Raw genomic sequence first — 22,597 nt, 5'->3', positions numbered from 1 at the left:
TGTCGGCCCCTCCTCTCGCACAAAAGACACCCAAGCGGTGCGATGTCGAGGCTAAGGGTAACAGCCGCAGCACACAACCGATTTTCTGACCTGCGCGTTTGGCACCATTTTTACGACGATTGGCGGCCCTTGACCATTGCGAGCACATCGGCGCCGTACTGCTCGAGCTTGCGGGCGCCGATGCCCGGAATCGCGACCAGCGCGGCGTCGTCAGTGGGCAGCGTCTCGGCGATCGCGATCAGCGTGTTGTCGGTGAACACCACGTAGGCCGGCACGCTCATCTCCTTGGAGGTGCGCAGCCGCCAGTCCTTGAGTTCGGTGAGCAGTTGCTCGTCGATGTCGGACGGGCAACTTTCGCAGCGGCGCAGCATGATCGCGGGCGGTGCGGTCAAGACGCTGTTGCACACGCGGCAGCGCGGGGTGGCGCCTCGCGCACGCCGAGGCTTCGCCGGGGTGTCCCCGACGCGCGACGACTGCGGCGCGATGCCGTTGAGGAAGCGGGACGGCTTGCGGCCCTGGCGTCCACCGGGCGTCCGGGCCAGCGCCCAGCTCAGCGCCAAATGCACTCGGGCCCTGGTGATCCCGACGTAGAGGAGCCGCCGCTCCTCTTCCACCGCTTCGCTGTCGGGGCCGTGCGCGAGGGCGTGGGAGATCGGTAGCGTGCCATCGGCGAGGCCGACCAGGAACACGGCGTCCCACTCGAGGCCTTTGGCCGCATGCAGCGACGCGAGCGTGACGCCCTGCACTGTCGGAGGATGCCGGGCGTCGGCGCGCTGCCGCAGTTCGACGAGCAGAGCCTGCAAGTCGAGTGACGGGCGCAGCGCGACCTCTTCGTCGACGAGTTCCGCGAGGGCGGTCAGCGCCTCCCACCGCTCGCGCGCCCTGGTGCCGGCGGGGGGTTCGGCGGTCAACCCCAGCGGCTCCAACACGGCGCGCACCACCTCGGGCAGTGTGCCGTCGACGTCACGATCGGCTGCCCGCTGCAGCGCCACCAGCGCCTGCCGGATCTCCTGGCGGCTGAAGAACCCTTCGCCGCCGCGGACCTGGTACGGCACACCGGCTTCGGTGAGCGCTTCCTCGTAGACCTCCGATTGCGCATTGATCCGGTACAGCACCGCGATCTCGGCCGGTTCGGTGCCGGATTCGAGCAGCCGTTTGACGTGTTTGGCCACCGCGTTGGCCTCGGCGACCTCGTCGGGGTACTCGGCGAACGTCGGTGCCGGGCCGGGGTCACGCTGCCCGACCAGGTGCAGCCTGCTGCCCGCCATCCGGCCGCGCGCGGCGGCGATGACCCGATTGGCCAGCGACACCACCTGCGGAGTGGACCGGTAGTCGCGTTCGAGGCGGACGACGGCCGCGTCGGGGAAGCGCCGGGAGAAGTCCAGAAGGTAGCGGGGGGTGGCGCCGGTGAACGAGTAGATGGTCTGGTTGGCGTCGCCGACGACGGTCAGGTCGTCGCGCTCGCCGAGCCAGGCGTCGAGCACCCGCTGCTGCAAGGGCGTGACGTCCTGGTACTCGTCGACGACGAAACAGCGGTAGCGGTCGCGGAACTCCTGCGCCACCGCGGCGTCGGTCTCGATCGCCGCGGCCGTGTGCAGAAGGAGGTCGTCGAAGTCCAGCAGGGTCGTGCCGTCGCGACGGGCCTTGAGCGCCTCGTAGCCGGTGTAGACCGCCGCCACTTTGGCCGCGTCGAACGGGATGTCGCGGCCGGCCTGCGCGACCGCGCCGGGATACGCCTCGGGGCTGATCAACGATGCCTTCGCCCACTCGATCTCGCTTGCGAGGTCACGCACGTCGTCGGTGGCCGTCGACAGGCCGGCCCGGTTCGCAGCCTGCGCCACCACCGCGAACTTGGTGTCGAGCAGTTCCCAGCTGGTGTTGCCGACGACGCGGGGCCAGAAGTACGAGAGTTGGCGGCGGGCGGCGGCGTGAAACGTCATCGCCTGCACCGAACCGGTGCCCACCCCTCCGGCAGCGGCGTCGAGCGCCCTCAGGCGACCGCGCATCTCCCCCGCCGCGCGCGAGGTGAACGTCACCGCGAGCACCTGGCCGGGCGCGACGTGTCCGCCCGCCACGAGGTGGGCGATGCGGCGCGTGATGGTGCGCGTCTTGCCGGTGCCGGCGCCGGCGAGCACGCACACCGGTCCGCGGGCAGCGAGCACGGCCTCGCGCTGCTCCTCATCGAGGTCGTCGATCGGGTGCGAGCCACTGCGCACCGAAGCGGCCTCTACCGACATGCGGTCCATCTTGGCAGGGGCCGGTGACAAATGGCCGGTACGCCGTCGGGCATGTTTACTCCATCGGTTACGTTGAACGCGTTATGAGCGCAGCACAGACCCCCGTGATCATGTACACCACCACCTGGTGTGGCTATTGCGTGCGCCTGAAGAAGGCGCTGCAAGCGGAAGGCATCGCGTTCACCGAGGTCGACATCGAGAACGATCCCGCGGCGGCCGAGTTCGTGGCCTCGGCCAACGGCGGCAACCAGACCGTGCCGACGCTGAAGCTTCCCGACGGTTCGACGTTGACGAACCCGACCGCGCGCGAAGTCAAGGCCAAGCTGGCTGGCTGATTTTCTACCGCGAGCAGACGTAAAGTGCCCCGAAATGCCCTGTTTCAAGGGCAATTCGCGTCTGCTCGCCGGGAAACGTTCAATCCTGCGCGGCCCAGGATTCGATGATCTCGCGGGCGATCGAGATCGATCCCGGGAGCAGCAGCCGCGACGTGGAGTCGCTGCTCCAGTCGCCATGTTCGAGGGCGTCGCGGATCTCGGCGCGGGTGAACCAGGCCGCCTCGGCGATCTCGCCGTCGTTGAACGAGAACTCCTGCTCGGGGTCGCCGATCGCGTGGAAGCCGACCATCAGCGACCGTGGGAACGGCCACGGCTGGCTGCCGAGGTAGGTCACGTCGGTCACGGTCAGGCCGATCTCCTCGGCGATCTCGCGGACGACGCAGCTTTCGAACGACTCACCCGCCTCGACGAAGCCCGCGAGTATCGAGAACAGCCGCTCCGGCCACACCGTCTGACGGGCCAGTACAGCGCGGTCGTGGCCGTCGTGCACCAGGCAGATGACGGCGGGGTCGATGCGGGGAAACTCCTCGTGGCCGTTGACCGGGTTGATCCGCGCCCATCCGCCCTTGACGGCCTTGGTCGGTGACCCGTCCACCGCGCTGAAGCGCGCACTGTCATGCCAGTTGAGCAACGCGGTCGCGGTCGCGACGAGTTGCGCGCTGACATCGTCGAACACCTGGCCGGCCCGGCGCAGGTCGAGCACCTCGGTCTCGGTGTGCGGATCCTGCGGCCCTTCGAGCGCACCCCGGATCGCCCACACATGACGACCGTCGTTGAGCCGGCCCAGGAACACCGCGCTTTCGGGTGGCCGATCGCCCAGTTTGGCGGCATCGCCGAGCACGACCCGGCCGTCGGCGATCAACACCTGGTTGCGGCGGTCGACACGCAGCACCAGCGCGTCGGGCCAACCGGCCAGTGCCGCGTCGACGTCGGTGCGCAGGGCGTCGGCGCGGTCGGCACCGACGCGGGACAGCAGGGGGACGTTACGTAGCCGGAACGGCGCCATCACTCGGAGTCCGCGCTGCGGATGTAGAGCAGCCGGTCGCCGGACTCGACCGTGTCCACCTCCGGTGAGTCGACCCGAAGCAACTGGCCGTCGCGCACCACGCCGAGCACGATGTCGTGCAGATGGCGCGGCGATCCACCCACCTCTTTGGGCGTCACTTCCCGTTCGGCGATTGCAAAGCCGGCATCCGGTGTGAGCAGATCTTCCATGACCTGGACGACGCTGGGCGTCTGGGTGGCGATGCCGAGCAGCCGGCCGGCGGTCTCCGAGGACACCACGGTGGAATCGGCGCCCGACTGCCGCAGCAGATGCTGATTGTCCGATTCGCGGGCGGCGGCGATGATCTTGGCGTTCGGCGCCAGTTCTCGCGCCGTCAACGTGACCAGCACGGCGCTGGCGTCGTCGTCGGTAGCCACGATGATCGATTTCGCGTGCTGGGCACTGGCCAGGCGCAGGATGTCGGCTTTGGTGGCGTCGCCGTGGACGGTGACCAGCCCGGCACTGCGGGCGCGCTCGAGCGCCCCGGCGTTCAGGTCGACGACGACGATGTCGGCGGGGGCGACCTCGTCTCCGACCATCGCGGCGACTGCCGTCCTGCCCTTGGTGCCGTAGCCGATGACGACGGTGTGGTTGCGCACTCTGCTCCTCCATCGCTGGATCTTCAATGCCGCGCGCGACTGGCTGGTCAGCGTCTCCACTGTGGTACCGATCAGCACGATCAGGAACGCCACCCGCAGCGGCGTGATCACCAGCACGTTGATCAACCGGGCTTCGGGCGTGAACGGCGTGATGTCGCCGTAGCCGGTCGTCGACAGTGACACTGTCGCGTAGTACAGGCAGTCCAGCAGTGACAGCGTGTTGTCCTGCACGTCGCGGTAACCGTCGCGGTCCAGATAGACGATGAGAACCGCCGCGAACAGCGCCGCCGTCGCATAGATGACCCGCCGGATGATCCGCTGGGTGGGGCTGACGAACGGCTCGGGGATTCGCAGGATGTCGACGAGCCGGGAGTCCGGCTGCGAGGTCAGGTCCTGCTCGATTGCGGCGAGCCGGCGCCGCAGCCTACCTTTTGCCACGAGGACCCGTTACCGGTCCCGCAGGGGTGTGCACGCCACAATGTAATCATGACCTCTCCCACGCCCGAACTGGGCCAACCGCCCACCTCGTCGCGCGCCTACCGGATGGCGGCCGGCCTGCTCGGAATCGGAACGTTGCACTTCGTCGCGCCCAAGCCGTTCGACACCATCGTTCCCGCCGAGCTGCCGGGCAGCCCGCGGTTCTACACGTATGCGTCGGGTGTCGCCGAACTCGGAGTGGCCGGCCTGCTGCTCGCGCCGCGGACACGACGCGTCGGCGCACTCGCCGCGGTGGCGTTGTTCCTCGCGGTGTTCCCGGCCAACGTCAACATGGTCCGGCTGTGGTCCAAAGAGCCGGCCAAGCCGCTGCCGATGCGGCTAGGCGCGATTGCCCGTCTGCCGCTGCAGGTTCCGATGATCCTCGAGGCTGTGAAGGTATACCGCGAGTCCTAGGCCGCCTCCAGCAGTCCGGCGAGTTCCTCGACGCCGGGCAGTGAATCGGGGGTGACCGTCGTGCCGCTGCGGACATAGTGGAACGCGGCCCGCACCGATTCGACCGCGCAGCCGTGCAGCGCCGCCCACGCCAGCCGGTACACCGCCAACTGAACTGCGTTGTGTTGCTTGGCTTCCGGCGTGCTCGGCGGCTCTCCGGTCTTCCAGTCCACCACGGTGACACCGCCGTCGTCGTCGGCGAAAACCGCGTCGATACGGCCCCGCACCACCCTTCCCCCGATGACCATGTCGAACGGGACCTCCACATCGATCGGGGTGCGGGCGGCCCATGGCGACACCGCGAACGCCGCCTGCAGTTCGGCCAGTTCATCGGCGACGGCGGCGTCGTGGTCGACCGCGCCCGGCAGTTCGTCGAGGTCGAACAGCCGCTCGGCGTGGTAGAAGCGCTGCACCCAGTCGTGAAACGCCGTGCCCAGCAACGCATGCGGGTCGGGGCGCAGTGGCAGCCTACGGCGCAAGCGCTGCCTGACCGCCTCGGAATCCCTGCCGAGTTCCACCAGCGTGCTGACCGACACCTGAAGGGGCAGCGGCGGCGGCGGTGTTTCGGTGACCCGGTCGCGTTCGGCGATGAGCGCGTCGACGTCGGCCGCCCAGCCTTCATCGGAGTCGACGGGTTCCTCGCCGGCTCCACCCGCCATCGCCTCGGCCACCCGCGCGGCGCCCCGCTCGACGTCGACACGGTGCGAACCGGCCGGGTCGGCGGGCCACACGGCTTCGATCACCTCGTCGCGCAACGGATTCGGTTCACCGTCGGTGGGCGCGGGCGCCCAATGTTCGACGATGCCGCACGGTTCGCCCGCGGCGGCGGACCCGTCTATGACATCCTTGAGCTCACACAGGAATTCCGACGGCCCGCGCGCCTTGCCCTCGGCCGCCCCCCAGTGGTGACCCGACAGCAGCAGCGTGTCTTCGGCGCGGGTGAGCGCCACATAAAGTAACCGGCGCTCCTCGTCGATGCGGCGCTGCTCGAGGCTCTTCTTGTGCTCGGCAATGGCATCGGACAGCCGCTTGCGGTCGTTCACATCGGCGGTGTCGAGTACCGGGACGCCGTGCTCGGATGTGGTGGCCCGATCGCCACGCAGCAGCGGCGGCAGATCGCCGGCGTCGGTGAGCCAGGTGCGGGCCGCGCCGGTGGACGGGAACACCCGGCCGCTCAGGTGCGGAACGGCCACCACCTGCCATTCGAGTCCCTTCGCCGCGTGGATGGTCAGGATCTGCACCCGGTCGGTCGCGACGGATGCCTCAGCGGGTGCGAGGCCGTTCTCCACCTGTTCGGCGGCATCGAGGTAAGCCAGAAACCCCGCGACCGCGGCGCCGGGACGGCTGGCGAAGTCCGCCACCACGTCGGCGAACGCGTCGAGATGTTCGGTACCGGTCCAGCCCGCGGAGACCGGACGGCGCGCGCGCACCTCGGTGTCGACGCCGAGAACCCGGCGCACTTCGGCGACGAGTTCGGGCAGCGGGTGCGAAAGGTGCGCGCGCAGCGCGGTCAGCTCACGGCCCAACGCCACGATCCGGGCATAACCCGTCGACGAATATGCCTCGGGCGCACCGGGATCGATGACGGCTTCGGCCAGGCATGCGGCATCGGCGTCGGGGCCGGCCTGCGTGGCGATCCGCTCGGCGGCGCCCGCGGACTCCACGCTGCCGGTGTCGTCGAGTCGCACCGCGCGCCGCCACAGGGCCGTGATGTCGCGGCCGCCCAGCCGCCACCGCGGCCCGGTGAGCACCCGCATGGCCGCGCTGCCCGCCGTGGGGTCGGCGATCAGCCGCAGCATTGCCACCACGTCGGCCACCTCCGGCACACCGAGCAGACCCGCCAGCCCGACGACTTCGACCGGCACGCCGCGCGCAGTGAGTGCGTCGGCCATCGGCGCGGCGTCGGCGTTACGCCGCACCAACACGGCGGTCGTGGGTGCCGGGCCGCGGCCGCGTGCCCCGTGATAAAGGTCGGCGATGTGGTCGGCAACCCACTCACGTTCGGCCACAACGTTGTTCAACAGGGCACACCGGATGATTCCCGGTGCGGCGTCGGGCCGCGGCCGCAGTGAACGCACCGCCACCGAACGGCTCCGCGCCTGCGCGGACACCGCGTTGGCCAGGTAAAGAGCGCGTGGCGGATTGCGCCAGCTGGTGCGCAGTTCCAGCGTGGGCGCCGGCGTGCCGTCCGAGCGGGGGAAGTCGGTGGTGAAGCGCGGCAGATTGGTGGCCGATGCGCCGCGCCAGCCGTAGATCGACTGGATGGGGTCGCCGACGGCGGTCAGCGCGAGATCGTCGTCCACGCCGCCACCGAACAACGACGACAACGCGACCCGCTGCGCATGGCCGGTGTCCTGGTACTCGTCGAGCAGCACCACCCGATAGCGGGTGCGCAGTTGCTCCCCGACGCGCGGGAACTGCTCGGCGAGCCGGGCCGCCGAGGCCATCTGCATGCCGAAGTCCATCACCTTCTCGGCCCGCATCCGGCGATGCAGCTCGTCGATCAGCGGCACCAGTTCGGTGCGCTCCGTCTGGGTGGCCAGCAGCCGCAGCAGCCACTGGCTCGGGCCGCGGTCGCGTTGGTACGGCCCGGCGGGCAGCGTGTGCACCAGCCGCTCAAGTTCGACGTGGGTATCGCGCAACTGGTCGGTGTCGACGAGGTGCTCGGCGAGCTGGCCCGCCAGCCGCAGCACCATTGAGGTGACCGCCGCCGGTGTCTTCTCGGTGTCCAGCTCGGGGTGCTCACAGACGACACGGAAAGCCAACTGCCACAGTTCGGTTTCGCTGAGCAACCGGGTCTCCGGCTCGACGGGCAGCAGCAGCCCGTGCTCGCCCAGCAGGTTGCCTGCGAAGGCGTGGTAGGTGCTGATGGTGGGCGGTTCGTCGGCGTCGGCCGCTCGGCGGTGGGGGTAACTCTCGCTTGCGGCGAAGATTCCCGTTCCCGACAGGCGGGCCAGCCGCGTGCGGACGCGGCGCAGCAGTTGCCCGGCGGCCTTGCGGGTGAAGGTCAACCCCAGCACCTCACCGGGGCGGGCGTAGCCGTTGGCGACCAGCCACACCACCCGCGCGGCCATCGTCTCGGTCTTGCCCGCGCCGGCGCCCGCGATGACCACGAGAGGCCCAGGTGGTGCGGCGATCACCGCGGCCTGCTCGTCGGTCGGCGCGAACATGCCCAGCGCGGCGGCGAGTTCGGCCGGACTGTATTTCGGGGTCATGACCCACCTCCGGTGGCGGTTTGGGCGGGGCACATCGACCGCACGGGGCAGTGACTGCATCCATCGTTGATCCGCGCGACGAATTGCGGCCCCTGAGTGGCCGTCGCGGCCCGGCGCACGGTGCCGCGCCACTCGGCGTGCTTCTCGGGTGTCAGAGCGTCCTGTTCGCGCTGCGTGGCACCGGCGGCGCCGGGCTTGCCGAGGTAGACCAGGCGCCCACCGCCGGGTGAATCGCCATGGCCGAGCAGGCCTTCCGCGATCGCGAGCTGATACATCGCCAGCTGGGCGTGGCTCTGCGCGTCGTCCTTGGTCACCGGGCTCTTGCCGGTCTTGAGGTCGACCACCACAAGCCGGCCTTCGCTGTCGCGCTCGAGGCGGTCGACCCGACCTCGAACCCGCACGTCGGGCCCGCCGTCCTCGCCGTCGACGACCAGCCCGTCGACGTCGATCTCGGTGCCCACCTCGGTGAGCTCGCCACGTGTCTGCGCGCGCCACTGCGCAAACGTCGCCAACATCGCGCGGTGGCGGCCGAGTTCGTTGTCGGCATACCAGCGCGAGTCGAACGGCAAGTGGGGCCAGAGCTTTTCGAGCTCGTTGACCATCTGGCTTTCGGTGCGACCGGGGTCGGCGACCAGGGCGTGCACCAGCGAGCCGACCGCGGAGCGCACATCGCGGCCGTCGGCGCCGCCGTGGCGCTCGAGCAGCCAGCGCAGCGGGCAGTCGGTGAGCATCTGCAACGTCGACGGCGAGAGCGTCACGGTATGGTCCTCGCCACTCCACAGCGGTTCCTCGCTGGAAAGCGGTGTCATGGACTGCCAGTGCGCAGGGTCGGCGCCCGGCACGCCGGCCGCCGCTAGGCGCGCCAATTGCGTTGCCGCACACGCACGCACATCATCGTCGACCGCGCCGTCGGCTGCGCACACCACCGCCCGCAACCGCCCGACCAGCGCGGCGGGCGCCAACACCCGCGGCGCGGTGACCGGTGTGGTGGTATCGGGTACATCGTCACCGGCCTGCGCGGCGAGTTCGTAGCAGAACGCCGACGGGAGCATCGACTCGTCACCGCTGTCGCTGTCGACCGCCGTCACCAGCAGGCGGCTCCGGGCGCGGCCCATCGCGGCGATGAGCAACCGGCGTTCCTCGGCCAGCAACGGCGCCCTGGTCGACACGCCCCGGTCACCTTCCGCGGTGACACCGTCGAGCACGTCGACGAGCTCCTGGGTGGCCAGCACCCCACCGCGGGGAATCGTGTTGGGCCACAGCCCTTCCTGTACACCGGCGATGACGACGAACTCCCACTCGCGGCCCAGCGCGGCGTGGGCGCTGAGCACCGCGACCGCCTCGGCTTCGCTGCCGTCGTCGCGGGCGGGCAACCCGAGAGCCGCGACATGGTCGATGAGCCCGCGTAGGGATGCCGCCGGGGTGCGGTTGACGTATGCCTCGGCGACGTCGAACAGCGCGGTGACGGCGTCGAGATCGCGGTCGGCCTGCGCACCCGATGGGCCGCCGCGTTCACTTGCGGCCAGCCAGCGCCGTTGCAGACCCGAGCGGTGCCAGGCCTGCCACAGCGTGTAGCGCGGATCGTCCCCGTCGTCGGCGCTGCGGCGCGCCGCGGCCAGCACGTTGCGCACGCGACTCAACGGGCGGGACAGGCTGTCCGGCAACCCGTCGACGCCATGCTGCAACGCCTCGACGAGCAGATCGACGAAATTCCTTGGCGGCCGGGAACCGTCGGCGCGCCGCAACGCCCGGCGCAACTGGCGCAACGACACCGGATCGACCCGACCGATCGGTCCGGTGATCAGCGCCGAGACCTTCTCGGCGTCCAAGCCCTCCGCCGTCGCGGCGAGCACGGTCAGCAGCGACCGCACCGCGGGTTGCTGACCCAGCGGCGTCGACGACGGCGTGTCGACCGGAACGCCCGCGGCCGCCAGCGTGCGCGCCACTGCGGCGCCGAGCCGGGGAACGGACCGCACGATGACCGCCATCTGCGACCAGGGCACCCCGTCGACCAGATGCGCGCGCCGCAACGCGTCGGCGATCAGCGCCGCCTCGGCATGCGGCGAGGCGGCGATACGTACCGCGAGCGTTCCCGCCGGACCGGGTGTCCCGGTCAGCAGACGACCCGGGTCAGCGCCCGGCAATCGCCGCGCGACTTCGGTGATGGCATCGGCGATCGCCGGTGCGCAGCGGCGGGACTCGGTCAGCACGATCGCGGGCTCGTCGCCCCGCAGCAGCGCAGGATCGGCCCCGCGGTAGCCGAACACCGCCTGGTTGGGATCACCCGCGAGCACGGTGAGCTCGGCGCCCTGGGCCAGCACGCGCACCAGCCGCGCGGCCTGCGGGTCGAGTTGCTGCGCATCGTCGACGAGGAGCAGTTTGACGCGGGAACGCTCGCCGGCCAGCAGGTCGGCGTCGGTGGCGAACGCTTCCAGCGCCGCCCCCACCAGTTCTGCCGCGCCGAGTGCGGGGATGGTGGCTTGGGGGGCGGCCATTCCGACTGCCGATCGCAACAGCATGATCTGCTCGTAGGCCTGCGCGAACTGACCGGCCGCCAGCCACTCGGGCCTGCTCGAGCGCCGCCCGATGCGTTGCAGGTCAAGGGGATCCACACCGCGTTCGGTGCAGCGTGCGAGCAGATCGCGCAGCTCGTTGGCGAAGCCGACGGTGCTCAAAGCCGGCCGCAGATGGTGCGGCCAGGCGGTCGCCGACCGGTCACCGTCCTCCACGTCGCCGGCCAGAAGTTCCCGCATGATGCCGTCCTGTTCGGCTCCGGTGATCAACCGCGGCGGCGGGTCGCCGTTACGCTGCGCCGCGATCCGCAGGACCGCGAACGCGTACGAGTGCACTGTGCGCACCAGCGGTTCACGCACGGCGGTGTGCGAGCTCGCCTGCAGCAGCTCGGCGGTGATGGCCGCGCGGGCCCGCACCCCGAGGCGAGCCGAACCGGTCAGCAGCAGAACGGCTTCCGGGTCCATGCCCGCGGCGATGTGCGCCGCCGCGGTCCGAACCAGCAGCGTGCTCTTGCCGGTGCCTGCACCCCCGATCACGCGCACCACGCCGCGCATGCCGGGCTCGGTGAGCGCGGTTGGGCCGAGGTCGGTCTGTGGCGCGAACATGAACGCATGACACCACGGGGGTCCGACAAGTGGGCGGCGCCGGATGCTGGCAGCATCAACACCCGTGACCGAACTCCTGCATGTTCACCGCTACGGCCCGGCAGGTCCAGCGCAGATACTGGCCATCCATGGGCTGACCGGGCACGGGCAGCGGTGGCAGACACTGTCGACGCGGCATCTGGCCGAGTTCGCGGTCGCCGCGCCGGACCTACTCGGCCACGGTCGTTCGTCATGGGCGGCGCCGTGGACGATCGACGCCAATGTGACGGCGTTGGCCGGGCTGCTCGACGAGCCAGTCGTGGTCGTTGGGCATTCGTTCGGCGGTGCGATCGCGTTGGATCTCGCGGCTGCGCGACCAGATTTGGTGTCGGCGCTCGTATTGCTCGACCCCGCAGTGGGGTTGGACGGCAGCTGGATGCGCGACATCGCCGACGACATGTTCGCCTCGCCCGACTATCCCGACCGCGCCGAGGCGCGCGCGGAGAAGGTGAACGGGTCCTGGGGCGAGGTGGACGACGACGAGCTGGAGCGCGAACTCGACGAGCACCTGGTCGACCTGCCGACCGGCCGGGTCGGTTGGCGGATCAGCATTCCCGCGATGATGTCCTACTGGAGCGAGCTGGCCAGACCGGCCGCGTTGCCCGCCAAGGGCACACCGACGACTTTGGTCCGCGCTGCCCGCACCGATCCACCGTACGCGACCGATGAGCTGATAGCGGCGCTCACCGATGGCCTCGGCGCGGATTTCACGCTGCTGCACTGGGATTGCGACCACATGGTGGCTCAAGCGCGGCCCGCCGAGACGGCGGCCTTGATCCGGGAACGACTGACCTAGCGATGGCCGCGATCACCGACGAACAGGTCGAGGCAGTGCGCGCTCTCGTGGCGTCCATCCCTGCCGGTCGCGTGTCGACGTACGGCGATATCGCCGAGGCCGCAGGGCTTTCCAGCCCGCGGATTGTCGGCTGGATCATGCGCACCGACTCATCGGACCTGCCGTGGCATCGGGTGATCACCGCGTCGGGAAAGCCCGCGCCGCATCTGGCGACGCGTCAGCTGGAGCGGCTGCGGGCCGAAGGCGTGCTCGCGAACGATGGCCGGATAAGGCTCAGCGAGGTCCGGCACACCTTCTGAAGTGCCGAATGTGGGCCCGTCACACGTTTCGCGGGCCGGCAAGCGTGCCGGTAACTCAGGTTCGACATGCTCTAGAGCACCAGTCGTACCAGGGCCGCCGTGCGGGCCAGTCCGGGAAACGCGGCAGCCGTCGACCTCGGGTGAAGCGCATGCACCGCGATGCGGAACATCAATGCGCGCAACAACATCTGCGGCCATTCGGGCAGCGGGCCCCAACGTTCGATGAGCCCGTCGTCGGCTTCTCCCCAGGACAGCGCGTCGACCACGACGACACCGGCCGCCCACGATGCCGGCCGCCAGTACGGGATGATGTCGGTGATCCCCGGTGCGGCGGTGCCCGCGAAAAGCACTGTGCCGTAGAGGTCCCCGTGCACCAGTTGACTAGGGCTCTTCGTCGGCCTGCGCAACCCGGCGAGCTGGTTGAGCAGTTCGACCGAGCGCTGCCCGTCGGCCGAACCGGGCGCCACCCGTGCGCCCGGCGGCAGCGAGTGCAGCGGGCGCTCCTCCCACGCGGCGCGGTCGGCGGCGATGAACACGTCGACGTCGGCCCACGGCGCCACCGGCGGCTGTGTCAGAAACCTCGGACGCTCCAGCTTGGCCGTCGCCTCGTGCAGCCGCACCGCGGCCGAGACCACCTCATCATGGCGCGGCTCCGGGGTGCCCGCGACGAAAGTGTCCGCGCGCCAGCCGGCGACCACATACCGTCCGTCGGTGGAGCGCACGGGACGCGCCAACCGCACTCCGTCGACGAACAACGTTTCCCGCACCTTGGCCGACCACGCGGCGCGGGCATGGTCGGCGACCATCGACAGCACGACTTCGCCGCAGCGCCAGCCGCCTTCCCAGCTCGATCCGAGGGGAGCCGGCGCAACGCCGGTCAGGCCGAACGCGGCCAGCACATGATCCGGTGGCCGTTCGACAGTCACCACCTCAGCGTAAGCCGGATTCCGGCTAACCAGCCGTTAGTACATGACCATGTCGGGTTCGAGTTGGTTGCCCCAGGCCACGATTCCGCCCTGAACATGCATCGCGTCGGAGAAACCCGCCTTCTTCGCGATCGCCAACACTTCGGCGGAGCGCACACCGGTCTTGCAGTAGAACACCGGCGTCCGGTCGACCGGCAGCCGAGCCAGCGCCTCGCCCGACTCGAAGGAGCCCTTCGGGATCAGCTCGGCACCCTCGATGCGGTTGATGTCCCACTCGACCTGCTCGCGCACGTCGATCAGCGCCAGCGGTTTGCCGGAATCCAGCAGCTCCTTGAGCTCACGTGGGGTGATCGTGGAGTCGGCAGCGGCTTCGGCGGCGGCATCGGAGACGACGCCGCAGAACTCCTCGTAGTCGATCAGCTCGGTGATCTTCGGGGTGGAGGGATCCTTGCGGATCTTGATGGTGCGGTACGTCATGTCCAGCGCGTCGTAGACCATCAGGCGACCCAGCAGCGTCTCCCCGATGCCGGTGATCAGCTTGATCGCCTCGGTGCCCATCACCGACGCGACCGAGGAGCACAGGATGCCCAGCACCCCGCCCTCCGCGCAGGACGGCACCATCCCGGGAGGGGGCGGCTCCGGGTACAGGTCGCGGTAGTTCAGGCCCAGACCGTCGGGGGCGTCCTCCCAGAACACCGAGATCTGACCCTCGAACCGGTAGATCGAGCCCCACACATAGGGCTTGTGCGCCAGCACCGCGGCATCGTTGACCAGATAGCGGGTGGCGAAGTTGTCGGTGCCGTCCAGGATCAGGTCGTACTGCGCGAACAGCTCGACGGCGTTGTCGGGCTCGAGGCGGAACTGGTGCAGCCGGACGTTCACGAGCGGGTTGATGTCGAGGATCGAGTCACGGGCGCTCTCGGCCTTGGATCGGCCGATGTCGGCCTGGCCGTGGATGATCTGGCGTTGCAGATTCGACTCGTCGACCACGTCGAACTCGACGATCCCGATCGTGCCGACGCCGGCCGCGGCGAGGTACAGCAGCGTCGGCGAACCCAACCCACCGGCGCCGATGACGAGCACCCGGGCGTTCTTCAGCCGCTTCTGCCCGTCCAGGCCGAGGTCCGGGATGATGAGGTGGCGGCTGTAGCGCGCGACTTCCTCGCGGGTGAGTTCAGCCGCCGGTTCGACCAGCGGCGGCAACGGTGTAGACACCGAGAAATCTCCTTAATTGACGTCTGCAGTCCATCTCAGCAGGTACGACTTTCAACAGCAATGAGACGTCAGCGCTTCCCGCCCGCTCCACGGCCGGTGAGCGTGCGGGAAGTACTGGAAAAGGTGGCGTGTCGTGTGCAAACCCGCAAGCTCGCGCACCCGAGGGGGTGACGCAGGTCTCGTTCAGGCGATCGGATACGGCCAGGGGTTGGGCTTGCAGGTGTGGTTGTCGGGCTGCACCGACTGCGGGTCGAACCGCGCGGCGTCGTTGTTGTTGGTCGAGAACGTCTGCTGCATCATCACCGGCGCCAGCTGATCGTTGCCCCCGCACGGCTCGTGCCGCTGATAGCCGATCGCGTGGCCGACCTCGTGGTTGATCAGGTACTGCCGATACGAGCCGACGTCGCCCTGAAACGGCACCGCCCCGCGCACCCAGCGCGCCTCGTTGATGAACACGCGCGGCTGCCCGTCGGCGTAAGCCGGGTTGTAGCAGGACGCCTCCAGCTGTATGTCGTATCCGCAGCCCTCACGCACGGTCATCGGCGTGCTCAGCGAGATCCGGAAGTCGGGCTCGACGTTCGACGCCGCGTCGAGGCGGACGAAGGCGAACTGCGGATTGTGCGTCCAGCTCTTGGGGTTGGCCAGGGTCTCGCTGACCATGCGGGCGAACGCCTCGTCGCCGCCGAACGTCGCAGTGTCGATGCCGTTCTCGACCTCGACGGTGTAGCTGAACACCTTCGCGGTGCCCTGCCCGACCTGCGCGGTGGTGCCCGGCACGATGTGCCACGTCTTGGCGCCGGCTTGGGTGAACGGCCCGCCCTGCGGCAGGATTCCGGTCGGCAGGTTCGCGTCGAACTGTGTCAGGCCTTTCGGCGGCGCGCCGATGATCGCCGTGCTGGCCACCCCGATGGTCGGCGGGCCCTGCACCGGACCCTCGGCCTGCATCGGTGCGGGCGCGCTGGTGCCGGTGATCGTCTGGTAGACCACGACCGCGGTCACCACGATCAGCACCGGCAGCGCGTAGGCCCGCCAGCCGTAGGTGGAAAGGAAGCGGCCGAGCCACGTCTGCTTACGAATTCCGCGGTGCTCGGCGCGGTTGGACCTGACCCGTCCCGAGCTCTCGGCGAGCGGGTCGCGTTGGGCGCGCAAAGGCTCACGCCACTCGTTGCGCAGCGCGGGCACGCGGCCGCTGCTGCGATGCTCTGGACCCAGTTGTCCTCCTCGCGTGCGGGAGTCGTAGGTCACCGAAACAGGATGACACAGGCCAGCGCAGTCGAACTCTCGGCGCGCCACCGACGGTTGGAGTCGCTGTGAGCCGTGCCTCACGTGCGCGCATTGCCAACGGTAGTAGTGTCATTGCGAAAAACCGAGCCAGATAGAGCCAGACGACTTCAAATGAAGGAAGTGATGAGCGATCTCGCCAACACCGCCGCGCGGAGAGGCGCACAGCCGGGCAGCGGCGAAGTGTTGAACCGCCGGGGCGGCAGGCTGCCGCGCGACGAGCGCCGCGGTCAGCTACTGGTCGCTGCCAGCGAGGTTTTCGTCGATCGCGGCTACCACGCCGCAGGGATGGACGAGATCGCCGACCGGGCCGGTGTGAGCAAACCGGTTCTCTACCAACACTTCTCGTCGAAGTTGGAGCTGTATCTGGCGGTGCTGGCCAAGCACGTCGAAAACCTGGTGTCCGGGGTGCGTCAGGCGCTGCGCACCACGACCGACAACCGCCAGCGGTTGCGCGCCGCGGTCCAGGCGTTCTTCGACTTCATCGAGCACGACGGCCAGGGTTACCGGCTGATCTTCGAGAACGACTACGTCAACGAACCCCAGGTCGCCGCGCAGGTCAAGGTGGCGACCGAGGCGTGCACCGACGCGGTGTTCGACCTGATCAGCCGCGATTCCGGACTGGAAGCGCACCGCGCGAGGATGATCGCGGTCGGCCTGGTGGCGATCAGCGTGGACTCCGCGCGCTACTGGCTCAACAACGACCGGCCGATCTCGAAGGAGGACGCGGTCGAGGGCACCGTGCAGTTCGCCTGGGGCGGCCTGTCACACGTGCCGCTTACCCGGTCTTAGCCCCGAGCCCGACCCCGAAGCCGACGCGCCGAACGTCGGCGGCGCCGATCTCTACGTACGCGATCTTGGACGTCTGCACCAGGAAACGGCGACCCTTCTCGTCGGTCAGCGCCAGCACGCCCGAGTCCTTGGCCAGCGCGTCGGTGAACAGTTTCTCCACCTCGCTTGGTGTCTGCGCGCTGTTGAAGCTCAGCTCGCGCGGGCTGTCCGTGACACCGATCTTGACCTCCACGCCGTGGTCCCTTTCCGTTGCACCGAAGAACTTGACGCAAGGCTAATGGACGGCGCGCCGCGCGCAGCGCGCCGGTGAGTTCGCGGTCAGCGAAGCTCCGAGACCAACGGCGACCGAACCGAGTCCGGACCGTAACCAACACACCAGCCACTGAACCTCACCCGTCACTCCAGCATCGATAGCATCAGGCCCGGCAACAGTTTCCGTGCCCTACACGACCCGGGAAAACCCATATGAACAGGCCTTACACCGCGCATTCGCCGTATTCGCTCACCCCGACCGAACGGATCCCCAGCTACGCCGGGTACGCCGAACCACCCGCCCCGGACCTCGACTACGAGTACGACGGGATGCCGGCCCCCGACGAGTACGAGGACTATGACGAGTACGAACAGCAGTACGACGAGGAGCGCATCGATCGGCGCTGGATGTGGGTGGCCGGAATCGCCGGCGTGATCCTGTTCATCGCAATCGGAACCACCGGCATCATCCTCGGCGGCGGCGACAGCGGTTCGGTGTCGGCCACCGCGACCTCGGACGCCCCCACCCTGTCGAGCGCGCCGGCCACGACGACCGCCCCGCGCGCCGGTGCGACCCAGCCCGTCCCCTCGTCGCTGCCGCCGGAGACCGTCACGACCGTCAGCCCGACCGCCGAGACCCCGACCGCTCAGACGGCACCACCCACCGCCACCCAGCCCGCGGCCGTCCCGCCGCCTGCACCGGTGTCACCGCGCACCATCACCTACCGGGTGACGGGCAACCGCCAGTTGATCGACCTCGTGACGGTGATCTACACCGACGGCCAGGGCGCGCTGAAGACCGAGGTCAACGTCGCGCTGCCGTGGGCCAAACAGGTCGTCCTCGAACCTGGTGTGGAGCTCAAGTCGGTCACCGCGACCAGCGTCGCCGGCCAGCTGAACTGCAGCATCACCGACGCTGCGGGCACGCTGATCACCGCGCAGAACAACAACTCGATGATCGCCAGCTGCACCCAGTAGCGCGCTCAGGCGGGTTTCAGGCCAGCCCCAGCTCCTGCATGCGGGAGGTGTGTGTGCGCTGCAGCCGGTCGAAGAACTCGGTCAGCTGCGTCAGCCCTTCGCCGCTGGCCATCACCAGATCGACCAGCTCGTCGTGATCGGCCAACACGAACTGCGCCTGGGTGATCGCCTCACCGAGCAGTCGACGCGACCACAGCGCGAGCCGGTGCCGCTGCTTCTCGCTGGCCGTCACCGCCGCCCGCACCTCGGCGACGACGAACTGTGAGTGGCCGGTCTCCGACAGCACCGCGCGCACCACGTCGGCGACCTCGTCGGGCATGGAGTCGGCGATCTCGAGGTAGAAGTCCGCGGCGAGGGCATCGCCGACATAGGTCTTGACCAACGCCTCGAGCCAGGTGCTCGGAGTGGTCAGCCGGTGGTAATTCTCAAGGGCCGACGCATATTTCGTCATCGCCGGCACGACCTCCACCCCCCGGCGCTCGAGCGCGTCGCGCAGCACCTCGTAGTGGTTCATCTCGGCAGCCGCCATGCTGGCCATGTTGATGCGGCCGCGCAGGTTCGGCGCCATGCGCGCCTCGTCGGTGAGCCGGTAGAACGCCGCCACCTCGCCGTAGGCCAGCAGCGCGAAAAGTTCGTTGACGCCGGGATGCTCGGCCGACACACCTGACGTCGCCGAGTCGGTTTGCCCGGGTGCCGGTGGCGTCGAGTTCATGGGCCCAACTCTAAACGTCACCGCGCCTGGCCAGTCGAGCGAACATCACCAGGTATGATGGTTTCGGGCAGCGGCACTGACGAAACTCGCCGCCACCCAAGAAATGTGCGTGCACGCAGTGGGCCCGCCTACCTCAGCGCAGGGCTCTGGTCTTCACTGGCCATAACTTTTGTCGAACTCGTGCGCGCGTGGAAGCCCATGAGGATGACAATCGAAAGGCCTCTTTTCGCGTATGACGCATCTCAACCCCACATTTGCTGAACTCGGAGTCCGCGACGAAATCGTGCGTGCACTCGCCGAGGACGGCAAGCAACATCCATTTGCCATTCAAGAGCTGACCATGCCGATGGCGCTGGCCGGCGACGACCTGATCGGCCAGGCCCGCACCGGCATGGGCAAGACGCTGGCCTTCGGTGTGCCGCTGCTGCAGCGGATCACCACCGACGCCGACCGCCCGCTGACCGGCGTCCCGCGGGCGCTGGTGGTCGTGCCGACTCGCGAGCTGTGTCTGCAGGTGTACGGCGACCTGGCGGCCGCGGGCAAGTACCTCACGGTCGGCGACCGCAAGCTGTCGGTCACCTCGATTTACGGTGGACGGCCTTACGAGGGACAGATCGAGGCGCTGCAAAAGGGAGTCGACGTCGTCGTCGGCACGCCCGGGCGCCTGCTCGACCTGGCCCAGCAGGGGCACCTGAAATTGGGCGGACTGTCCATGCTGGTGCTCGACGAGGCCGACGAAATGCTCGACCTCGGCTTCCTGCCCGACATCGAGCGGATTCTGCGCCAGATTCCCGACAACAGGCAGTCGATGCTGTTCTCGGCCACGATGCCGGACCCGATCATCACGCTGGCCCGCACCTTCATGAACCAGCCGACGCACATCAGGGCCGAGGCCCCGCATTCGGCGGCCACCCACGACACCACCGAGCAGTTCGCCTACCGGGCGCACGCGCTGGACAAGGTGGAGATGGTCGCCCGCATCCTGCAGGCCGAGGGCCGCGGCGCCACGATGATCTTCACCCGCACCAAGCGCACCGCCCAGAAAGTGTCCGACGAACTCGCCGAGCGTGGGTTCAAGGTCGGCGCCGTGCACGGTGACCTCGGTCAGGGCGCGCGCGAGAAGGCGCTCAAGGCGTTCCGCACCGGCGAGATCGACGTGCTCGTCGCCACCGACGTCGCCGCCCGCGGCATCGACATCGACGACGTCACCCACGTGATCAACTACCAGATCCCCGAGGACGAGCAGGCTTACGTGCACCGCATCGGCCGCACCGGGCGCGCGGGTAAGACCGGCGTCGCCGTGACCTTGGTGGACTGGGACGAACTGGCCCGCTGGACGATGATCGACAAGGCGCTGAACCTCAGCTGCCCCGATCCCGCCGAGACGTACTCCAGCTCGCCGCATCTCTACAGCGAGCTGGGCATCCCCGCCGAGGCCACCGGCACCGTCGGCGAACCCGTCAAGGTGCAGAGCAGGCGCGCGCCGGCGGAGAAGTCGGCCGACCGCCCCGCGCGCACCCGCAACCGCACCCGCCGCCGCACGCGCGGAGGCAAGCCGGCCAGCGGCCATCCCGAGGCGTCCACGTCGCCCGAGCAGGAGTCCAGCGACGCCGCTGAGGGTTCCGGCGACGCGGGCCCGGCCAAGCGCAGGCGCCGCCGTCGGCCGCGCAAGGCCCCGGCCAGCGCCGGCTAGCGAGGCCCCGGCCGCGCGATGGTCAAACCCGAACGTCGCACCCGAACCGACGTGCTGGTGGCTCTGGCGATTGGCGTCGTGGTCGCGGTGACGGCCGGCTTGGTCTGGTGGACCAGTGACGCACGGGCAACGATCAGCAGGCCCGCCGCGGTCCCGGTTCAGCCGCTGACCCCGGCCAAGGCGGTTCCGCAGACCGTGCGCCAGTTGTGGACCGCACCCAGCGGGCGCACGACGAGGCCGCTCGTCGTCGGCGGCGCCGTGGTGACCGGCGACGGCAGCACCGTCGAGGGCCGCGATCCCGCGACGGGCGACACGCTGTGGAGCTATTCGCGTGACCTCGACCTGTGCGGGGTCAGCTACGTCTATCAGTACGCGGTGGCCGTATATCCCGACGTGCGCGGATGCGGCCAAGTCAGCACCATCGACGCCAAGACCGGCACGCGGGGGCCGGCGCGGACCTCGTATGCCGATGACGAGGTGACGTTGACGTCGGACGGCACCACCGTGCTCTCGGCGGGCGAGAACCGACTCGAGCTGTGGCGCTCCGACATGGTCCGGATGATCAGTTACGGCGCCCTCGACGCCCGCATCAAACCGGACACCCCGACGGCTCCGCTGTGCCGGTTGGTGTCGGCGCAGGCCAGTTCCAGCGCGGTGTCGGTGCTCGAGGCGTGCCCACGGCAGCCCGATCTGCGCCTCACGCTGCTGCGGCCCTCTGAAGAGGAGGACACCCCCGAGTTGAAGTACGTGCCGCAGCCCGGCGTGCCGAAGGATTCCGGCGCGCGGGTGGTGGCGGTCGCCGACACCACCACCGCCGTCTACGTGCCCACACCCAAACCCACGGTGAACATCGTCGACGAGACGGGCGCGACGATCGCCAGCACGGAGGTGGCCCGCCCGCCGTCGCCGCAGGCCACGATGTCGCGTGCGGGCGACCTGATCACCTGGTGGACCGGCGACAGCGTAATGGTCTTCTCCGCCAACGGGCTTCGCTACAAGTACACCGTCGCGCCGGTGGGCGGAAACGTGCCGGTGGGGCCGGCGACGATCATGGCGGGCCGGTTGCTGGTGCCCGTCACGGGCGGCTACGACGTGTTCGATCCCGAGACCGGTCGCGGCGAACGCCACATTCCGGTGGCCCGGCCGCCCGGTTCGGCCCCGGTGGTGCCCGCGGTGGCGGGCTCGACGCTGCTCGAGCAGCGCGGCGATCAGCTGGTGGCGCTCGGCTGAGACGTGATTTGGGTGTAGTTGGTTGCGGTGAGCGCGACGGACGACACCGAAATTCCTAGATTTCCGGGGCGAACGTCGGCATCGGCTTGCCCTTCCGCCAATGCTTGAGCAGCGCCTCGGCCAATTCCCGATAGGCATGCGCGCCCTTGTTCTTCCGACTGGCCAGCACCGACGCGCCCGAGGCGCTGGCCTCGGCGAACCGGACGGTGCGCGGAATCGGCGGCGCCAGCACCGGCAGGTCGTATCGGTCGGCGACGTCGAGCAGCACGTCGCGGCTGTGCGTCGTGCGCGAGTCGTACAGCGTCGGCAACGCCCCCAGCAGGTTCAGCTCGGCGTTCGTGATCGCCTGGACATCGGCGATGGTGCGCAGGAACTGGCCGACGCCGCGGTGCGCCAACGTCTCACACTGCAGCGGCACAATCACGTCGTCGGCGGCGGTCAAGCCGTTGAGGGTGAGCACGCCCAGGGAGGGCGGGCAGTCGACGATCACCACGTCGTAGCCGGCATCGGAGAGCTTGGCCAGCGCCCGCTTGAGCGCATACTCGCGACCAGCGCGCATCAGCAGCATCGCCTCGGCACCCGCGAGGTCGATGTTGGCCGGCAGCAGCGTCATCCCCTCGGGGGTGTCGAGCAGCGCGGCGTCGGGTTCGACCTCGCCGAGCAGCACCTCGTGGATCGACACCGGCAGCTTGTCGGGATCCTGCCCCAGCGAAAACGTCAAACAGCCTTGCGGGTCGAGGTCGACGATGAGCACCCGCAGACCCTTCTCCACCATCGCCGCGCCCAACGACGCCACCGTCGTCGTCTTGGCTACCCCACCCTTTTGATTGGCGACCGCAAGTACTCGAGTCACGATGCTCATCGTTGCACGGCAGGTACGCCGCGACGGGCCGTGCGGCAGAAT

General features: G+C 69.3%; 19 protein-coding genes. 8 read left to right on the top strand and 11 right to left on the bottom strand.

Going from position 1 to position 22,597, the window contains the following annotated elements; genetic code table 11:
• Positions 1 to 110: 110 nt before the first annotated feature.
• Positions 111 to 2,237: an ATP-dependent DNA helicase UvrD2 gene (locus tag AU187_RS23760; protein WP_059099078.1), complete on the bottom strand. Its 2,127-nt coding sequence runs from the start codon at positions 2,235 to 2,237 to the stop codon at positions 111 to 113.
• A gap of 83 nt (positions 2,238 to 2,320) precedes the next feature.
• On the opposite strand from AU187_RS23760, the gene AU187_RS23755 reads away from it, so the two are divergent.
• Entirely contained in the window at positions 2,321 to 2,572 is a 252-nt protein-coding gene (locus AU187_RS23755) for a mycoredoxin (protein WP_059098968.1), read from the top strand.
• Between the two features lie 79 nt (positions 2,573 to 2,651).
• On the opposite strand, the gene nudC is transcribed toward AU187_RS23755, so the two are convergent.
• Positions 2,652 to 3,578 carry an NAD(+) diphosphatase gene (gene nudC, locus AU187_RS23750; protein ID WP_059098969.1) on the bottom strand — a complete coding sequence of 309 codons (927 nt, stop codon included), beginning with the start codon at positions 3,576 to 3,578 and terminating at the stop codon, positions 2,652 to 2,654.
• The gene (locus tag AU187_RS23745; RefSeq protein WP_059098970.1) at positions 3,578 to 4,654 is read right to left on the bottom strand and encodes a potassium channel family protein; all 1,077 of its coding nucleotides are present in this window, start codon (positions 4,652 to 4,654) and stop codon (positions 3,578 to 3,580) included. The genes nudC and AU187_RS23745 overlap by 1 nt, the downstream gene beginning before the upstream one ends.
• Before the next feature lie 48 nt (positions 4,655 to 4,702).
• On the opposite strand from AU187_RS23745, the gene AU187_RS23740 reads away from it, so the two are divergent.
• Positions 4,703 to 5,107, top strand: coding sequence for a DoxX family protein (locus AU187_RS23740; protein ID WP_059098971.1), 405 nt, complete (start codon positions 4,703 to 4,705; stop codon positions 5,105 to 5,107).
• Here AU187_RS23740 and AU187_RS23735 read toward each other — a convergent pair.
• The gene (locus AU187_RS23735; protein WP_059167422.1) at positions 5,104 to 8,361 is read right to left on the bottom strand and encodes an ATP-dependent helicase; all 3,258 of its coding nucleotides are present in this window, start codon (positions 8,359 to 8,361) and stop codon (positions 5,104 to 5,106) included. The two genes, AU187_RS23740 and AU187_RS23735, sit on opposite strands and share 4 nt — an antisense overlap.
• Positions 8,358 to 11,480: an ATP-dependent helicase gene (locus AU187_RS23730; RefSeq protein ID WP_059098973.1), complete on the bottom strand. Its 3,123-nt coding sequence runs from the start codon at positions 11,478 to 11,480 to the stop codon at positions 8,358 to 8,360. The genes AU187_RS23735 and AU187_RS23730 overlap by 4 nt, the downstream gene beginning before the upstream one ends.
• A 43-nt stretch (positions 11,481 to 11,523) precedes the next feature.
• Between AU187_RS23730 and AU187_RS23725 the strand changes: the two genes are divergently transcribed.
• Together AU187_RS23725 and AU187_RS23720 are read left to right on the top strand one after the other, a co-directional pair.
• A complete protein-coding gene (locus tag AU187_RS23725) occupies positions 11,524 to 12,315 on the top strand; it encodes an alpha/beta fold hydrolase (protein WP_156425409.1) in 792 nt (263 codons plus the stop codon).
• A gap of 2 nt (positions 12,316 to 12,317) precedes the next feature.
• On the top strand, positions 12,318 to 12,614 hold the full coding sequence (locus AU187_RS23720) for an MGMT family protein (RefSeq protein WP_059098974.1): 297 nt from the start codon (positions 12,318 to 12,320) through the stop codon (positions 12,612 to 12,614).
• A gap of 71 nt (positions 12,615 to 12,685) precedes the next feature.
• On the opposite strand, the gene AU187_RS23715 is transcribed toward AU187_RS23720, so the two are convergent.
• From AU187_RS23715 to AU187_RS23705, 3 genes are all read right to left on the bottom strand, one after another.
• Positions 12,686 to 13,540: a TIGR02569 family protein gene (locus AU187_RS23715; RefSeq protein ID WP_059099080.1), complete on the bottom strand. Its 855-nt coding sequence runs from the start codon at positions 13,538 to 13,540 to the stop codon at positions 12,686 to 12,688.
• Positions 13,541 to 13,576: 36 nt separating this feature from the next.
• Positions 13,577 to 14,755, bottom strand: coding sequence for an adenylyltransferase/sulfurtransferase MoeZ (gene moeZ / locus AU187_RS23710; RefSeq protein ID WP_059098975.1), 1,179 nt, complete (start codon positions 14,753 to 14,755; stop codon positions 13,577 to 13,579).
• A 183-nt stretch (positions 14,756 to 14,938) separates the two neighbouring features.
• The gene (locus AU187_RS23705) at positions 14,939 to 16,000 is read right to left on the bottom strand and encodes a DUF3152 domain-containing protein (RefSeq protein ID WP_082683749.1); all 1,062 of its coding nucleotides are present in this window, start codon (positions 15,998 to 16,000) and stop codon (positions 14,939 to 14,941) included.
• A 162-nt stretch (positions 16,001 to 16,162) separates the two neighbouring features.
• On the opposite strand from AU187_RS23705, the gene fasR reads away from it, so the two are divergent.
• Entirely contained in the window at positions 16,163 to 16,828 is a 666-nt protein-coding gene (gene fasR / locus AU187_RS23700) for an HTH-type transcriptional activator FasR (protein ID WP_059099082.1), read from the top strand.
• Here the strand turns inward: fasR and AU187_RS23695 are convergent.
• Complete coding sequence (locus tag AU187_RS23695) at positions 16,815 to 17,060, bottom strand: DUF3107 domain-containing protein (RefSeq protein WP_059098976.1); 246 nt, start codon at positions 17,058 to 17,060, stop codon at positions 16,815 to 16,817. The genes fasR and AU187_RS23695 overlap by 14 nt on opposite strands.
• A gap of 233 nt (positions 17,061 to 17,293) precedes the next feature.
• On the opposite strand from AU187_RS23695, the gene AU187_RS23690 reads away from it, so the two are divergent.
• The gene (locus AU187_RS23690; RefSeq protein ID WP_059098977.1) at positions 17,294 to 18,058 is read left to right on the top strand and encodes a hypothetical protein; all 765 of its coding nucleotides are present in this window, start codon (positions 17,294 to 17,296) and stop codon (positions 18,056 to 18,058) included.
• Between the two features lie 16 nt (positions 18,059 to 18,074).
• On the opposite strand, the gene AU187_RS23685 is transcribed toward AU187_RS23690, so the two are convergent.
• The gene (locus AU187_RS23685) at positions 18,075 to 18,770 is read right to left on the bottom strand and encodes a ferritin-like fold-containing protein (RefSeq protein WP_059167421.1); all 696 of its coding nucleotides are present in this window, start codon (positions 18,768 to 18,770) and stop codon (positions 18,075 to 18,077) included.
• Between the two features lie 232 nt (positions 18,771 to 19,002).
• On the opposite strand from AU187_RS23685, the gene AU187_RS23680 reads away from it, so the two are divergent.
• On the top strand, positions 19,003 to 20,463 hold the full coding sequence (locus tag AU187_RS23680) for a DEAD/DEAH box helicase (protein ID WP_059098979.1): 1,461 nt from the start codon (positions 19,003 to 19,005) through the stop codon (positions 20,461 to 20,463).
• Positions 20,464 to 20,481: 18 nt separating this feature from the next.
• Positions 20,482 to 21,693: an Rv3212 family protein gene (locus AU187_RS23675; RefSeq protein WP_059098980.1), complete on the top strand. Its 1,212-nt coding sequence runs from the start codon at positions 20,482 to 20,484 to the stop codon at positions 21,691 to 21,693.
• A 55-nt stretch (positions 21,694 to 21,748) separates the two neighbouring features.
• On the opposite strand, the gene AU187_RS23670 is transcribed toward AU187_RS23675, so the two are convergent.
• Positions 21,749 to 22,555 carry a ParA family protein gene (locus AU187_RS23670; RefSeq protein WP_059098981.1) on the bottom strand — a complete coding sequence of 269 codons (807 nt, stop codon included), beginning with the start codon at positions 22,553 to 22,555 and terminating at the stop codon, positions 21,749 to 21,751.
• Between the last annotated feature and the right edge of the window lie 42 nt (positions 22,556 to 22,597).

It is taken from the genome of Mycobacterium sp. IS-1556 (assembly GCF_001499985.1).
GTDB lineage: Bacteria > Actinomycetota > Actinomycetes > Mycobacteriales > Mycobacteriaceae > Mycobacterium.
The sequence above is the reverse complement of the archived record's forward strand: the minus strand, read 5'-3'. Positions and strand labels throughout refer to the sequence as shown.